The sequence below is a fragment of the Xenorhabdus mauleonii genome (genome assembly GCF_900113945.1).
GTDB classification, from domain to species: Bacteria; Pseudomonadota; Gammaproteobacteria; order Enterobacterales; family Enterobacteriaceae; genus Xenorhabdus; species Xenorhabdus mauleonii.
This window is the reverse complement of record NZ_FORG01000001.1, coordinates 201,614-217,429: the sequence shown is the minus strand read 5'-3', so window position 1 is coordinate 217,429 and position 15,816 is coordinate 201,614. Positions and strand designations below refer to the sequence as shown.

The window sequence follows — 15,816 nt, the reverse complement described above, 5'->3', positions numbered from 1 at the left end:
GTATTGCTTATTGGGTAAAAAATGCGATAAACAGAGGTGTCATTAGACTTAAGATAAAACCATGCACGATAGCCGCTGGCACGATCCCTGATCCACCACAACGCTGTAAAACCGGTAGGGCAAAATCCATTGAAGTCGCACCGGTTAAACCTAATGCAGTTGAACGATAGCGATTTACCAGAATTGGGAGCAGCATAATTGATGCCAGCTCTCTGGCTAAGTCATTAAAAAATGCAGTACTTCCGAGAACAGGCCCGTAAGCATCGGAAAGCAAGATGCCGGAAAGGGAATACCAGCCGTAGCCTGATGCAATAGCAAGACCGGTTTTAGTGGGCAACCCGAGTAAAAATGCAGCCAGTACGCCCCCCAGCAAAGAGCTGACGGCAACGACTAACGCGATAACACTTCCACGGCGATTCAATAACGTTTGCTTTAGGCTCATGCCGTTGTTACGTAGTTGTATTCCGACCATAAACAGCAGGAAAATCAGAACAATCTCACTGGCTTTGCCGGAAAATTGGAACCAAGACCAGCCGGTTAACCCAATGAGAAATCCCAGAATGAGAGCGCCGCATAGTTTGAGCGAATCCAAAGCCATATGTAATCGGGAAGGTGGTTTTTCTTGTTTATGTGTATTAACAATCCATGGATCTCGTTTATCCAGCAGGAAAAGGGCTAGCATATTAGTGAATAATATGCAGAGAAAAAATGTCGTTGCATATAATAAGATAGAAAATAAATTACTACCTAAATTCTCAAGCATGGCGAGGCTAATACCCATAAGAATGAGAATAATATAAACCATGAAATTGAGTAGCTGGTGTACCATCGCCATCACAGATTTATCATTCAGACGAATAAGATAGCCTAGGCTTAATGGCAGGAGAATGATGAGTAATCCTGAATACATGTCTTACATCCTTATTTAATTAAGAAGTTTTTTTTATCTAATTTTTATAATGGAAGTTGGTCATAAAGACCAATAAACAAACAGAAACAAAATGTTTACACTAAAATAACAGAGAGAATAAAGGTAAATGCACTGAAATTCAACGCATTTATATTTTAGAAAAATGCAAATGTTATAAATAAAGTTAAATAAATCAGGTTATTTAAACAGGGGAATATATGTTCTTGGAACGTGTTGAAATTTCAGGATTTAGAGGAATAAATAGGTTATCGTTGGTGCTTGATGACAATACTATTCTGATTGGTGAGAATGCCTGGGGTAAATCCAGCCTTTTAGATGCTTTAACTGTTTTATTATCGCCTAAGCCTGAATTTTATCACTTTAATAAACTTGATTTCTATCACGCATGGGATGAAACCACAGTTAAGAAATGTGATTTACAAATAATTCTGACATTTTGCGAAAAACAAAAGGGGAATTATCAACTAGCGCGTTTAGGTAATCTACGCCCTGTATGGGTTGGTGCCAAAAATGAGCTTAAACGAATATATTTGCGTGTGAGCGGAGAATTACAAAAAGACGGTTCAGTACATACTTATCGCTGTTTTTTGAATGAGCAGGGAAATTCTTTACAGTTAACGGATAATGGCTTTTTACTGCGTGAAATTATACGGTTGTATCCTGTATTGCGTCTACGTGATGCCCGTTTTGTCAATGAAACATTAATAAATAAATCATTAAAAGAAAGCACGGATAATGCCACCTGCCATGATGAAATACGGGAAAAAATGGAATTATTGACGCTGGCTTTGATGGATAACCCGCAAGAATTAACGAATGAAGAATTATGGCAGGGAATGGAAGCTATGCAGCAATTAATCGGGCATTATTTTGCTGAACAAGGCGCTGATTTATTTGAACATAAAAATACAAGATATAAACTCAGCACTAATCAAACACATAGTGAACATCGATTACGGGGCTGGCGGGTGTTGGATGCTATTCACCGGATCAGTTCGAAACCCAGTCAGCGCAATGTTCGCTTAATTATATTGAGTATTTTTTCCTCATTGCTTCAGTCAAATAGTGATATTTCCCTTGATTCCGATGCCCGCCCGCTGGTTATTGTCGAAAATCCTGAAACACGTTTGCACCCGATTATGCTTTCCATTTCTTGGGGGTTGATGAGTTTGTTTTCGCTGCAAAAAATCACCACGACGAATTCAGGGGAGCTATTGTCTCAGGTTCCTCTTAATGGAGTTTGTCGTTTGATCAGGAATTCCAGTCGCGTTATGGCTTATCGTCTAGGGGAAAATTATCTAACTGCGGAAGAAATTCGGCGTATTTCGTTCCATATCCATTTCAATCGCCCATCAGCCTTGTTTGCCCGTTGTTGGTTGCTGGTTGAGGGGGAAACTGAAGTTTGGTTAATTAATGATTTAGCTCGCCAATGTGGTTATTACTTTGAATCAGAAGGCATTAAGGTCATTGAATTTGCTCAAAGTGGCCTAAAACCTCTCTTGAAATTTGCCAATCGAATGGGGATTGAATGGCATACGTTGGTTGATGGTGATGATGCAGGAAAAAAATATGCTGCAACAGCTAAATTGTTTGCGGAAGAAATTGGAGATACTGTCAGTAATAGATTAACTTCTTTGCCTGCACTGGATATGGAGCATTTCCTGTATCGCTCTGATTTTAGTAGTGTTTATCATGAAATTGCCAATATTCCCCAAAATGTCAGAATATCAACGAGGAAAGTTCTCACAAAAGCTATCCAACGCTCTTCTAAACCGGATTTAGCGATAGCTGTTGCTAACTATGCTGCTGAACGTGGAGTCGCTTCCATTCCACTGATTCTGAAAGAGATGTTTTCCAGAGTTGTTTGGCTGGCAAGAGGAAAAGTTAATTAGATTTTAATGAATTCCTGCTGGGTACTTTCGGAAAAAAGCAAATATAAGATAAATTTTTCTTATTAAAAATTACTTGCTGATAATAATTATTGAGGTTATATAAAGTAAATTGAGGTAATTAGACCGTGGCTTTTAATAGTGAGTATTTGTTGATGAAATTTTTTAACGCCAAACGCCTCTGGGTTTTTTTAGTACTTATTCTGTTGATCATTGCATCTGTATCTATCTATTTTTATTACTTTTCCAAAGCAATTACGTATCAAACCAGCGCAGTCATGAAAGGTAATCTGGAACAAAGTGTCCTTGCGACCGGTAAGTTAGATGCGGTCAGTAAAGTTGATGTGGGCGCACAGGTTAGCGGTCAGTTGAAGGAACTTTACGTTAAGCTGGGGGATAAAGTTAAGGAAGGCCAGTTATTGGCAGTAATTGATCCACAAACAGCGAAGAATGAGGTGGAAGAAAAGGAAGAAACAATAAACTCATTGCAATTTAATCTACGGGGAGCTCAATCTGAATTGGGATTGGCTCAACTTAAGGTAAGTCGTTTAAAGAAATTATCTAATTTAAATGTAGTGTCTCAAGAAGCGCTGGATATCGCAACAACAGATGTGGATCTTAAACTTTCTAAAATCAATGACTTAAAATCACAAATCAAGCAAAACAAAGCCAGATTGGATACTGCTAAAACAAAGCTTCAGTATACTTCGATTATCGCTCCGATCGCGGGAGTGGTAACAGATATAAAAACATTTCAAGGGCAAACGGTCATTTCGACGCAAACAGCGCCGACTATCTTGACATTGACAAACCTCGATACGATGGTCGTTAACGCAGAGATATCCGAAGCAGACATCATAAAATTAAAGCCGGGTCAAAAAGCATCATTTACTATTTTGGGGGACCCTGAAAAACACTTTTACGGTAATTTATTGAATATTCTTCCTGCACCACAAGAAGTGGGAAAGGTCATCTTCTACTATGCACGTTTCGAAGTTCCGAATTCGGAACATATCCTTCGTTTAAAAATGACTGCTCAAGTAAAGATAGAACTCCAATCATTGCACAATGTATTGGTGGTTCCGATTTCAGCGCTGGAAAAACAGATATCTTTCAACCAGTATGAAGTCAGTGTGTTACATAATGGAAAAAAAGAAAAACGGACAATTAAGACTGGTATTTTTAATGATATTAATGTTCAAGTTATCAGTGGGTTAAAAGAAAATGAACATGTAATCACTGCCTCCAATAATAAAAACAACACTGAGGCATCATAATGGAAACCTTGCTGGAACTAAAAAATATTAGCCGCAGCTACCTTGTTGGTGGAGAGCAAGTTAATGCATTGGATAATATTTCATTATCCATCCATGCTGGAGAAATGATTGCTATTGTTGGTGCATCGGGATCTGGTAAATCTACGCTGATGAATATACTTGGCTGCTTGGATAAACCCAGCAGTGGAGAATACTGGGTTTCAGGAATCAATGTTGCTGATTTAAAGAGTAATCAATTAGCAAAATTACGCAGGGAGCACTTTGGTTTCGTTTTCCAGCGCTATCATTTATTGACTCACCTGACAGCAGAGCAAAATGTTGAAATACCCGCAATTTATTCTGGTGTTTCTAAAACACAGCGCCGTGAGCGTGCTATTCAATTACTCCAAAATCTTGGATTGGAAAATCGCGTTAATTATTGGCCGAACCAGCTTTCTGGAGGGCAGCAACAACGGGTCAGTATTGCCAGAGCACTTATGAATGGTGGGCAGGTGATCCTGGCAGATGAGCCGACAGGAGCATTGGATAGTACTTCTGGTCAGGAAATGATGGATCTTTTGAAGCAGCTTTGCCAGCAAGGGCACACTGTTGTCATTGTTACCCATGATCCCAACATTGCGGCGCAGGCTCAAAGAGTCATTGAAATTAAAGATGGTCGTCTGTTGACTGATTCACGAGCTTCCGTGGATAAAACGGTTCCCCATTTTTCCAACGTTGATGAAAATCCTTTTTCAGTTAAACGGATCTGGGAGAGTTTTAACGAAGCCCTGTTGATGGCATGGCGCGCAATGACTGCCAATAAGTTGCGAACTTTTCTGACCATGCTCGGTATTATTATTGGCATTGCTTCGGTTGTCAGTATTTTGGTGGTGGGGGACGCGGCTAAATCGAGGGTGTTATCGGATATAAAATCCATGGGAACCAATGTTATCGATATTTATCCGGGAGGTGTCTTTGGCAGTGATTTTGGTAGTGGCAAAGCATCGGAAATGCAATCATTGAAGCTGGGGGATGTTTCAGCCATAAAATCTCAGCCCTATGCTCAGGCAGTTTCCCCGGTATTTGATGAGTTTGATGGGCGCTTGCGCCGAGATAATGTTGATATCAAAACAAGTATACAAGGCGTAGGAAGCGAGTATTTTCAGATACATGCTTTGAAGTTTTCTCAAGGCATGTCTTTTACTTCAGATATGGTTAGCCGCCAGGCCCAAGTTGTTGTTATTAACGATTACACCCGAAAAAAAGTATTTCCCTATCAAAAAAATGCCATAGGTGAAGTTTTATTGGTGAACAATATTCCTCTGACAATTATCGGGGTTATTTCCACGGAACAACATTACCGTTATGGCAATAGGTCGTACGTTTGGTTGCCTTACAGCACAATGAACCACCGCTTGATAAGTCAGAATTATATAGATTTGATAGTTTTCCAGGTAAAGGATGGTTATTCTACTGTTATAGTGGAAGATAAACTTAAGCGATTATTGACACTTCGTCATGGCAGGGAAGATTTTAATCTATTTAACTCCGATCGATATGTTCAGCTAATAAATAAAACAACAAGAAACATTCAGATATTTTTGATGTTGGTGGCGCTGATATCTTTGGTTGTTGGTGGCATCGGGGTGATGAATATTATGTTAGTGTCAGTCTCAGAACGGACACGGGAAATTGGTATCCGTATGGCAGTTGGCGCCAGGAGCAGTGATATTAGGATGCAATTTCTCATCGAATCAGTCTTAGTTTGTTTAATTGGCGGAATATTGGGAATAGCGCTGTCATACAGCTTGTTGGCGGTTGTAGAATGGATGTTGCCACAATGGAGTTTTGTTTATAGTGTCACTGCATTTATCCTTGCCTTCGGTTGTTCAACGGCTACCGGGATAATTTTTGGTTTCCTGCCTGCCCGTAATGCAGCCCGCCTTGATCCGATAGAAGCCTTGGCGCGGGAATGAATATGTCAACAAAACCGCATGTTGCAAGCCGCTAGGATGGTACATAATTAAGACGGAATGAATTAATACATAGCACGCCACAAATAAGCACATTGTTTATTTGTGGCGTGGAATTATAAATTTATTTTTATTGACTTACTTTTCTTCTGATTCTGAACTACCTTCCAGAGGAACAATAAGGCTGGCGTGATTACCCTTTGGGCCTTGGTTAACGCTAAAATTTACCTTTTGCCCAGCTTTCAGAGTCCTATAACCATCCATCTGAATGGTTGAATAGTGAGCGAATATGTCATCACCCCCGCTAGCCGGGCAAATAAATCCAAAGCCCTTTGCATTATTGAACCATTTAACAGTACCTGTTTCCATACTTCTCTATCCCTCGTATCACGATTTCGGGTTTAGGAGTCACTAAAAATTTCAAAAAAAAAAATGAACAGACACCCATAAAGGGTTTGGTGTTCATAAAATATACTGTAGTGAAATTCATTGCGTCGTCAAGTATATAAATAACGTCAAGCTGTTTCAGATGACTAAAGTTTGATATAGATAACGGTATCTGCTTTTTAGGCAAATTCTCTATTCGGTAATCAAAGGGAGGATAAGCAGAGTGCGCTATGAAGTGATAAAATATATGGCAGTGTAATGGATTAGTTCGTACTAAAATCCAATGGAAAGCAAATACCCAGCGGAAGAATGATGACTGAGTTTTATAACGATTTGAAAGTGGAAGAATTTATTCAGGATGATGCAAAACAAAAACTGCAACCTCCATCAATGTATAAGGTTGTTCTTAACAACGACGACTATACCCCTATGGAGTTTGTGGTTGACGTATTGCAAAAGTTCTTTTCTTATGATGTTGAACGAGCAACGCAACTAATGCTGGATGTCCACCAAAAAGGGAAGGCAGTTTGCGGAATTTATACGGCAGAGGTCGCAGAAACTAAAGCTGCGCAAGTGAACATGTATGCTAAGGAGCACGAGCATCCATTACTTTGCACGCTGGAAAAGGTCTAATCTGGCTCACTGATTTTAGGAGGAGGTGCTTATGCTCAATCAAGAACTGGAGCTTAGTCTCAACATTGCTTTTGCCAAAGCAAGGGATAACAGGCATGAATTTATGACTGTAGAGCACCTGTTGCTGGCGTTGTTGAGTAACACATCAGCGCGAGAGGCTCTGGAGGCTTGTAAGGTCGATCTGGCGATGTTGCGCCAGGAGTTGGAAAATTTTATTTCACAAACCACTCCCTTGTTATCTGAAAACGATGACAGGGATACACAACCCACATTAAGTTTTCAGCGTGTATTGCAGCGCGCAGTATTTCACGTTCAGTCTTCAGGGCGTTCAGAAGTTTCCGGGGCGAATGTTTTAGTTGCCATCTTTAGTGAACAGGAATCTCAGGCCGCTTATTTGCTGCGTAAGCATGATGTCAGTCGCTTGGATGTTGTGAATTTCATTTCTCATGGAACACGTAAGGATGAGCCTGACAATGATTCACACCACAGCATCAATCCGGTTCAGGAAGAACAGGTAATAAGCGAAGATCGGTTGGAAAATTTCACGACTAATCTGAATCTATTGGCACAAAAAGGCCAAATCGATCCACTTGTTGGGCGTCAGAATGAATTAGAAAGAACAATTCAGGTATTGTGCCGTCGTCGCAAGAATAACCCTCTGTTTGTCGGAGAGTCTGGGGTCGGTAAAACGGCGATTGCTGAAGGGCTTGCATGGCGTATTGTGCAAAAAAATGTCCCCGAAGTGATACAAGACTGCACCATCTATTCATTGGATATTGGCTCATTGCTGGCTGGCACCAAATATCGAGGGGATTTTGAGAAGCGCTTCAAATCCTTGTTAAAAACGTTGGAACAAGACAGCAATAGTATTCTCTTTATTGACGAAATCCATACAATTATTGGCGCTGGTGCAGCTTCTGGCGGGCAAGTGGATGCGGCCAACCTGATTAAGCCTTTGCTGTCCAGTGGGCGTATTCGGGTAATCGGTTCGACAACCTATCATGAGTTCAGCAATATCTTCGAAAAAGACAGAGCATTGGCCCGTCGTTTTCAGAAGATTGATATTCTTGAACCTTCAGCAGAGGAAACGGTACAAATTATTAATGGGCTGCGTACTAAATATGAAGCACACCATGATGTCCGTTATACAGCGAAAGCGATTCGTGCCGCAGTCGAGTTATCCGTGAAGTACATTACTGATCGCCATTTACCGGATAAAGCGATTGATGTTATTGACGAAGCCGGTGCCAGAACCAGGCTAGTTCCGGCCAGCCGCCGCAAAAAAACAATCAATGTCACTGATATTGAATCTGTTGTGGCTCGCATTGCCCGTATACCTGAAAAAACGGTATCGGCCAGTGATAAAGATACATTAAGAACGCTGGATGATCGTCTGAAAATGCTGGTCTTTGGTCAGGATCGGGCCATCGGCGCATTGACAGAAGCGATTAAAATGAGTCGGGCTGGTTTGGGGCAGGATCATAAACCGGTTGGTTCATTCCTGTTTGCGGGGCCGACAGGAGTGGGTAAAACCGAAGTTACAGTCCAGTTATCCAAGGTATTGAATGTCAAATTATTGCGATTTGATATGTCGGAATATATGGAACGGCATACGGTCAGTCGATTAATTGGCGCACCTCCCGGTTATGTGGGATATGACCAAGGTGGTTTATTGACCGATGCAATCATTAAACATCCGCATTCTGTACTGTTGCTGGATGAGATTGAAAAGGCTCACCCGGATGTCTTCAACTTGCTGTTGCAAGTCATGGATAATGGCACATTGACGGATAATAACGGCCGTAAAGCGGATTTCCGCAACGTTATTCTGGTAATGACAACCAATGCCGGGGTACGGGAAACGCAACGTAAATCAATCGGTTTCTCGGAGCAGGACAATAGCACGGACGGAATGGAAGAAATTAAACGGATTTTCACGCCTGAATTCCGCAATCGCCTTGATAGCATCATTTGGTTTGATGCACTTTCCTCTGAAGTTATTCAACAGGTTGTTGATAAATTCATTGTTGAGTTACAAGCTCAATTGGATGAAAAAGGTGTTTCTCTCGAAATTAGCGCGGATGCACGTCAATGGTTATGCGACAAAGGCTATGACAAAGCAATGGGAGCACGCCCAATGGCGCGTGTTATTCAGGATAACCTCAAAAAACCACTGGCTAATGAGTTATTGTTTGGTTCTTTGGTTCATGGTGGTTCGGTCAGGATTAATCTTGATAAAGTTAAACAAGTATTAATTTACGACTTTAAAAGAGCACAAAAATCAAACAACAAAAAGAAATCAGAAGATGCAGTGCTGTAACTATGCTTAAGTGGTTATAGGGCTTAAGTGGTTATAGAAATCGCAGTCAAGGCCACACCACAGGTGGATATAAAAAATACACCTGTGGTGTTAAAGGCACTTAATCAGCGGCTACGGAAGGTGATACGGCCTTTTTCCGTGTCATAGGTAGTTAGCTCGACTGTGACCTTGTCTCCAGTCAGGATGCGGATGTAGTTTTTACGCATTTTTCCTGAAATGTGAGCGGTAACGATGTGTCCATTTTCTAATTCGACACGGAACACGGTATTTGGCAGTGTTTCTAACACAGTACCCTGCATTTCAATATTTTCTTCTTTGGCCATCTAATCCTCTAAATGTAACAACCATAGTTTTTAACCGGCAAGATAATGCCGAAAAACCATCATTATGTAAAGGAATGTCGTATTTTAAGCCATCATTTTGCATATGACAGGCGACGACATTTCCACCGTAAACAACTTTAGTCCTTAGGGGGTAATTGTAAATCAAGCAATTGCGCAGACCAGCAGTTTGGCTGTAATGACTGTGCCCTTAATTGATAAAGATACTGGAGAAATTCTCCCCTCGGAATATTTCTGGCGCCCAATGATTCGGTATGATGATTTAATACCTGACAATCAAACAATTGGCCACCATGACGTAAAAAATGGTAATAGAATGCTACAAAAGCACACTTGGAGGCATTCTCCATCTTGCTGAACATTGATTCACCGCAAAACAGCGTACCCACACTAACGCCATATAGACCACCCACCAGCTGACGTTCGTGCCAGACTTCAATTGAATGAGCTAAACCTTCTTTGTGCAGCGTTTGATAGCCCCGCTGGACTGCTGACCCGATCCAAGTACCTTCTTGCCGTTGGGCGCAATTATATATTACTTCATCGAAAGCATAGTTTACCGTAATTTGGTAAGTATGTTTGCGAATAAAACGGCGCAGTGTTCTACCAGTATGCAATTCTCCAGGAATTAATACTGCCCTGGGATCAGGAGACCACCATAAAGGCGGCTCGTAGGGCGAATACCACGGAAAAATGCCCTCATTATAAGCCACTTTTAAACGTTCTGCACTTAGATCTCCCCCAAACGCCAGCAAGCCATTGGGTTCAACCAAAGCGTGGTTCGGATGGGGAAATTCATGTGAATCATCCAGTTGAGCTATCGACATAAAATGTGTCACTCCTGCCTGGGATCGCTATTTTTTTGATAAAAATTATTCTTCTGGTAAAAGCTATGTCATTGATAAAATTGATAATAGCGTCCTTTTTGAGCCAGAAGAACTTCATGTCTGCCTTGTTCAACAATGTGTCCTCCATCCATGACACAAATTCTATCCATATCCTGTAAGCCTGTGAGCCGGTGGGTAACGGTGATCAGTGTTTTATGCTGACAGCAATGGTTCAGTAATGACAAAATTTGTTGTTCAGTATCGGCATCAAGCCCTTCGGTCGGTTCATCCAAAAGCATTAAAGGAGCGTCATGCAACAAGGCTCTGGCAATGCCTAAACGGCGTTGCTCGCCACCAGAGAGTTGGCGCCCGCCTTCACCCATCCAACAGTTTAGCTTTTGATCAGTGTCTAGCAAATTGCCCAGCCCTACTTGTAGCAATACAGTTTCCAATTCTTCATCACTGGCATCGGGCTTTGCCAATAAAAGGTTTTCACGCAGAGTATGGCTGAAGACATGTATTCTTTGGGGAACAACAGACATCAGCGAACGCAATGTTGTTTCATCATAACTGGAGATAGGTTTGTGATTGAGTTGGATTTCACCACTATTGATATCCCATGCCCGGGTCAATAACTGTAAAAGTGTCGATTTGCCGCATCCTGTTTTCCCTAATAAAGCGATATGTTCACCCGCCGTTAATGACAGGGAAATATTCTTCAACACCGGTAAAGGTTGGTCGGGATAGGTGAAATCAATATTTTTAACTTCAAGGCTGAGGTTGCCGTTTATCTGAGGGCCCTGAGGAGGAAAATTGACTTCCGGTTTCTGGATCATTAATTGGGAAACCCGGGTCGCTGACGAAATAACTTGCCCCATGTGCTGAAATGCCACGGTGACCGGCCCAAGTGCTTCAAAGGCAGCAAGAGTACAGAATGTAAATAATGCTATTAATGCGCCGGGTTGATTATTTTCTCCCACACCTGCCGCAGCCAGCCATAACATCAAGGTGACAGTCATGCCGGTGAAAAAAATCATGATGGCTTGTGATAACCCAGTCAAACCGGCTTGTTTTTGTTGGCTTTTCAACCAATCTTGCTCAACGTCTGTCATGGATTGACGGAAACGCTTAAGTGCGCCGAATACGCTTAATTCAGCCTGCCCTTGTAAGGTGCTGGTGAGTAAAGTTCGATATTGGCCGCGTTGTAGGGTGATATTGCTGCCATGAGGCTTTCCTGCATGATAAAACCCTAAAGGCAGCAACAGCAGCAGCCCTGACATAATACCACCGAGAAGATAAGCAAGAGCGGGATCCAAGAACCCCAAACCAAATGTCAGCACGGCAATTACGGCAAATGCAGTGATAACCGGAGAAATCACCCGCAAATAAAGATGATCCAACGTTTCGACATCGGCAACAAGCCTGTTTAATACTTCACCTTGGCGAAAACGAGCAATACCTCCCGGAGAAAGGGGTAAAATTTTCTTAAAAGCAAAAACACGCAAATGAGCCAAAACACGGAATGTCGCATCATGGCTGACGATACGTTCCCCATAGCGCCCGGCAGTACGAAAAATCGCTGCACCACGTACACCTGCGGCAGGCAGCATATAGTTAAATGTATATAATCCTGCAAACCCCGCCAAGGCAGTTCCTGCCAGGAACCAGCCGGAAAGCGTCAGCAGGCCGATACTGGCCAATAGCGTTACAATCGCCAGTACCATTCCTAAACTAATGAGGAACCAGTGACGGCGATAGAGAGCGAGAAATGGGAGTAATATGCGCATGATTAAAGCTCCACACTGCGGTGAGACAACAGACGGGAAAATGCCCCCTGAGATTGGCTCAAACTCTGATAATCACCTTTTTCAATCAATAAACCGTTTTCCATTACCCAGATTTGGTCGTATTCCAGAGTTTCTTCTAGTAAGTGAGTAACCAATAACGTGGGTTGTTGCTGGGCAGCTTGATTCAAGGCCATCATTACACGCTGTTCGCTATGTGCATCAAGGCTGGCGGCAGGTTCATCCAACAGCAATAATTGGCAGGGATTCAATAACGCCCGTGCCACGGCTATACGCTGAGCTTGCCCGACAGACAGGCGAGCAGCATTATCACCCACGGCGGTATTGATGCCATCTGGCAGGTCAGAAACAAACTCGCTGACATAGGCTTTTTCCATGACTTCGTGGATTTGTTCTTGTGTTGCATCGTATTGGCCAAGACGAATATTATCGAGCAAGGTTTGTTCTGGTAAATGTGGATTTTGCCCAACCCAGCTCAGGCATTCACGCCATTTGGTGAGATCCAATTCACGCAGTTCAATGCCGTTAATTTTCAGGGAGCCGCGGTAAGGCAAAAATCCCAGCAATACATTGATCAAAGAGCTTTTTCCTGCGCCACTTTTGCCAACCAGTGCGATTCGCTGGTGTTCTTCAATGATGAAGTGCAGGGGGCCAGCAAGACGATGGCCGTCATGGGATAGAATTTCCAGTGCCTCGGCTTCAATAGTGACAGGTTTTTTATTCGCTAGCGTTTTCTCTCCACTGGCTATTGCTTCTTTTCCATCACTGCTAAGCAGGGTAAAGAGTGATTCCGCTGCCCCGACCGCCTGAGCTTTTGCATGGTAAAACGTACCTAAATCACGCAGCGGCTGGAAAAATTCAGGTGCAAGAATTAAAGCCAGAAAACCAGCAAATAAAGTAACGCCCACCCCATAGCTGCCAAAGTGCAGTTCCCCCAGATAAGAGAAACCAAAATAAACGGCAACAACGGCAATGGATATCGCGGCAAAAAATTCCAATACGGCTGAAGATAAAAATGCCATGCGCAGGACTTCCATTGTTCTGCGGCGAAAATCTTCCGTTGATTGAGTGATCTGTTCAACTTCGGCAGCCCCGCGATGGAATAGGCGCAAAGTATCCAGCCCACGTAAGCGATCGAGAAAATTACCGCTTAATCGGCTGAGCGCAACGAAATTGCGTCGATTGGCATCGGCAGCGCCTAAACCGACCAGAATCATAAACAGTGGGATCAACGGAGCAGTGGCAAGTAAAATTAATCCAGCGGCCCAATTCACTGGAAAAACGGTAATCAGAGTCAAAATTGGGATCATGGCTGCGAGCGTCATTTGGGGCAGGTAGCGGGAATAAAAATCCTGCATGTCCTCTATTTGCTCCAAAATAATGGTTGCCCAGCTACCTGCGGGCTTTCCTTTGACCCACACAGGCCCCAATTGCTCTAACTTATCCAAGACCATGCCACGGATTTGTTGGCGTACCACTTTGCCACAAATAAAACCGACCCGTTCGCGTATGGCCGTGATGATTGCCCGGAATGTAAACGTTGCTGCCAGCATCAGAAACTGATTAATGAGGTTTTCACGAGGAACATTGTCCATAATCAGGGCTTGGAGGATGGAAGCCAAGAGCCAGGCTTGAGAAATGATCAATAATCCGCTGATTAGTCCGAGGAGCATGGAGAGACGAAGCCAGCGACGGGCAGGGGCACTTTGCTGTCTCAGCCATCGAACCAGTTCAGATTGTCTTGTTTTATCCATAAGAAAAATATTTAGTTAGCAGGTAATGATGCGGAATATCAACACAAACTCTATATTCATTGTCTTTCAAGTTGCAGCTTTACTGGCTGCGCTCACTCACCCCAATCACCGTTTTTATAAACATACGGATATCCATACTTCCGGGGGATAAATGGGAGGTTTCTTTCTTCTCACCGGAGGCCGGTTTTTGATTGGGCAAATTAGTTCCCTTGCCGTCGAGCCGCATTTTGAAATCCAATGGGTATATATTGCTTGTTATTAAAAGGCGCTATCGAAATAGCGCCTTTTAGGAAGATGGATTATTTGGTCGGCAAACTGTCAAGGAAGCGTTCGGCATCCAGCGCAGCCATACAACCTGTACCCGCCGAAGTAATGGCTTGACGGTACACGTGATCCATGACATCCCCAGCAGCAAATATACCAGGAACGCTGGTTTGGCTAGCATTGCCATGCAATCCGGACTGAACTTTGATGTAGCCATTTGCCAATTCAAGCTGACCGTCAAAAATGCCGGTATTCGGACTGTGGCCGATAGCAATGAATAAGCCGGTTACATCCAGTTCTTCGATGTTGTCACTTTTCGTATCACGGATACGGATACCCGTTACACCCATGTCATCACCCTGAACTTCTTCTAATGTGCGATCCGTGTGCAGAATGATATTGCCGTTCTTCACTTTTTCCATCATGCGGTCAATCAGGATTTTCTCTGAACGGAAAGTATCACGACGATGGATCAAATGAACTTCAGAAGCGATATTTGCCAGATACAGCGCTTCTTCAACAGCAGTATTACCACCCCCAACCACGGCAACTTTTTGTTTGCGGTAGAAAAAACCATCGCATGTTGCACAAGCAGAAACCCCACGGCCTTTGAATGCTTCTTCGGAAGGCAGACCCAAATAACGGGCGGAAGCACCTGTTGAGATGATCAAAGCATCACAGGTATATTCCTGATCATCCCCATATAAACGGAATGGTCTGTTTGAGAAATCAACTTTCTTAATATGGTCAGAAATGATTTCAGTTTGAAATTTCTCAGCATGTTGGAACATACGCTCCATCAAATCCGGGCCAGTCAGCCCTTCAGGATCGCCGGGCCAGTTTTCAACATCAGTTGTAGTGGTCAGTTGGCCGCCTTTTTCAACCCCAGTAATGAGTGCGGGACTTAGATTTGCGCGGGCAGCATAAACAGCAGCTGTATAACCAGCAGGGCCTGAGCCAAGAATGATGAGTTTTCTGTGTGTTGCTGTGCTCATGAATACCTCATTTCCATTATAGCATATTGCGGATTTAGGGATTGTAGGAGAAATAATAGGTTAAAAAAAGCGATTATCAGATAAAATATTCATGTTATTAACGATTTTACCGATAGATAGTAACTATGATGTAATCGAAATGTAAGGGAGCGTTGTTTAACCTTATGAATTGAACATCATTTATACACTTAATGTATGAAACAAGCTATTTAAACGATTTACCAAAAATTTGTTTGGTATGTTGTTCTGATTTTTGTTCATTTACTTTGACAATCGGCTGTGCATTTGCGAAAACATCTGTGTAAGAGATAATTATCTACCTCGCTAATCAATTGTTTCTATAGAATAGACAAATTAGTGGGGGTGATTTTCTCATAGAATATTAAAAATTGTCGTTAAGCTGCTTTTCTGAAAAGCACTGTGTTTTGATGAATAGTGTTT

Annotated in this window: 12 protein-coding genes; 5 read left to right on the top strand and 7 right to left on the bottom strand. The window is 42.5% G+C overall.

Features of this window, described 5'->3' with window-relative positions; all coding sequences use genetic code 11:
- Window positions 1-7: 7 nt before the first annotated feature.
- Entirely contained in the window at window positions 8-910 is a 903-nt protein-coding gene (locus tag BM100_RS00910) for a LysO family transporter (protein ID WP_092507162.1), read from the bottom strand.
- A gap of 218 nt (window positions 911-1,128) precedes the next feature.
- Between BM100_RS00910 and BM100_RS00905 the strand changes: the two genes are divergently transcribed.
- The 3 genes from BM100_RS00905 (at window position 1,129) to macB (ending at window position 6,052) form a co-directional block, all read left to right on the top strand.
- Window positions 1,129-2,823: an ATP-dependent nuclease gene (locus BM100_RS00905; RefSeq protein ID WP_092507161.1), complete on the top strand. Its 1,695-nt coding sequence runs from the start codon at window positions 1,129-1,131 to the stop codon at window positions 2,821-2,823.
- A gap of 152 nt (window positions 2,824-2,975) precedes the next feature.
- Window positions 2,976-4,097, top strand: coding sequence for a macrolide transporter subunit MacA (gene macA / locus BM100_RS00900; RefSeq protein ID WP_092507316.1), 1,122 nt, complete (start codon window positions 2,976-2,978; stop codon window positions 4,095-4,097).
- On the top strand, window positions 4,097-6,052 hold the full coding sequence (gene macB, locus BM100_RS00895; RefSeq protein WP_092507160.1) for a macrolide ABC transporter ATP-binding protein/permease MacB: 1,956 nt from the start codon (window positions 4,097-4,099) through the stop codon (window positions 6,050-6,052). Before macA ends, macB begins: the two co-directional genes overlap by 1 nt.
- Window positions 6,053-6,187: 135 nt before the next feature.
- On the opposite strand, the gene cspD is transcribed toward macB, so the two are convergent.
- Window positions 6,188-6,418, bottom strand: a complete 231-nt coding sequence (cspD, locus tag BM100_RS00890; RefSeq protein ID WP_092507159.1) for a cold shock-like protein CspD — start codon at window positions 6,416-6,418, stop codon at window positions 6,188-6,190.
- Window positions 6,419-6,748: 330 nt separating this feature from the next.
- On the opposite strand from cspD, the gene clpS reads away from it, so the two are divergent.
- Both clpS and clpA read left to right on the top strand, forming a co-directional pair.
- Window positions 6,749-7,069, top strand: coding sequence for an ATP-dependent Clp protease adapter ClpS (clpS, locus tag BM100_RS00885; protein WP_092507158.1), 321 nt, complete (start codon window positions 6,749-6,751; stop codon window positions 7,067-7,069).
- Between the two features lie 31 nt (window positions 7,070-7,100).
- Entirely contained in the window at window positions 7,101-9,389 is a 2,289-nt protein-coding gene (gene clpA / locus BM100_RS00880) for an ATP-dependent Clp protease ATP-binding subunit ClpA (RefSeq protein ID WP_092507157.1), read from the top strand.
- Between the two features lie 104 nt (window positions 9,390-9,493).
- On the opposite strand, the gene infA is transcribed toward clpA, so the two are convergent.
- The 5 genes from infA to trxB all read right to left on the bottom strand — a co-directional run bounded on the left by infA (window position 9,494) and on the right by trxB (window position 15,375).
- Entirely contained in the window at window positions 9,494-9,712 is a 219-nt protein-coding gene (gene infA, locus BM100_RS00875; RefSeq protein WP_092507156.1) for a translation initiation factor IF-1, read from the bottom strand.
- 137 nt (window positions 9,713-9,849) lie between these two features.
- On the bottom strand, window positions 9,850-10,557 hold the full coding sequence (gene aat / locus BM100_RS00870) for a leucyl/phenylalanyl-tRNA--protein transferase (RefSeq protein WP_092507155.1): 708 nt from the start codon (window positions 10,555-10,557) through the stop codon (window positions 9,850-9,852).
- A 68-nt stretch (window positions 10,558-10,625) separates the two neighbouring features.
- The gene (gene cydC, locus BM100_RS00865) at window positions 10,626-12,344 is read right to left on the bottom strand and encodes a heme ABC transporter ATP-binding protein/permease CydC (RefSeq protein WP_092507154.1); all 1,719 of its coding nucleotides are present in this window, start codon (window positions 12,342-12,344) and stop codon (window positions 10,626-10,628) included.
- A 2-nt stretch (window positions 12,345-12,346) separates the two neighbouring features.
- Window positions 12,347-14,116 carry a heme ABC transporter permease/ATP-binding protein CydD gene (cydD, locus tag BM100_RS00860; RefSeq protein ID WP_092507153.1) on the bottom strand — a complete coding sequence of 590 codons (1,770 nt, stop codon included), beginning with the start codon at window positions 14,114-14,116 and terminating at the stop codon, window positions 12,347-12,349.
- Window positions 14,117-14,415: 299 nt separating this feature from the next.
- Window positions 14,416-15,375 carry a thioredoxin-disulfide reductase gene (gene trxB / locus BM100_RS00855; RefSeq protein ID WP_092507152.1) on the bottom strand — a complete coding sequence of 320 codons (960 nt, stop codon included), beginning with the start codon at window positions 15,373-15,375 and terminating at the stop codon, window positions 14,416-14,418.
- Window positions 15,376-15,816: the final 441 nt, after the last annotated feature.

Coding starts and splice junctions, on each gene's coding strand:
- BM100_RS00910 (WP_092507162.1), bottom strand. CDS start 910: ATGTATTCAGGATTACTCATCATTCTCCTGCCATTAAGCCTAGGCTAT.
- BM100_RS00905 (WP_092507161.1), top strand. CDS start 1,129: ATGTTCTTGGAACGTGTTGAAATTTCAGGATTTAGAGGAATAAATAGG.
- macA (WP_092507316.1), top strand. CDS start 2,976: ATGAAATTTTTTAACGCCAAACGCCTCTGGGTTTTTTTAGTACTTATT.
- macB (WP_092507160.1), top strand. CDS start 4,097: ATGGAAACCTTGCTGGAACTAAAAAATATTAGCCGCAGCTACCTTGTT.
- cspD (WP_092507159.1), bottom strand. CDS start 6,418: ATGGAAACAGGTACTGTTAAATGGTTCAATAATGCAAAGGGCTTTGGA.
- clpS (WP_092507158.1), top strand. CDS start 6,749: ATGACTGAGTTTTATAACGATTTGAAAGTGGAAGAATTTATTCAGGAT.
- clpA (WP_092507157.1), top strand. CDS start 7,101: ATGCTCAATCAAGAACTGGAGCTTAGTCTCAACATTGCTTTTGCCAAA.
- infA (WP_092507156.1), bottom strand. CDS start 9,712: ATGGCCAAAGAAGAAAATATTGAAATGCAGGGTACTGTGTTAGAAACA.
- aat (WP_092507155.1), bottom strand. CDS start 10,557: ATGTCGATAGCTCAACTGGATGATTCACATGAATTTCCCCATCCGAAC.
- cydC (WP_092507154.1), bottom strand. CDS start 12,344: ATGCGCATATTACTCCCATTTCTCGCTCTCTATCGCCGTCACTGGTTC.
- cydD (WP_092507153.1), bottom strand. CDS start 14,116: ATGGATAAAACAAGACAATCTGAACTGGTTCGATGGCTGAGACAGCAA.
- trxB (WP_092507152.1), bottom strand. CDS start 15,375: ATGAGCACAGCAACACACAGAAAACTCATCATTCTTGGCTCAGGCCCT.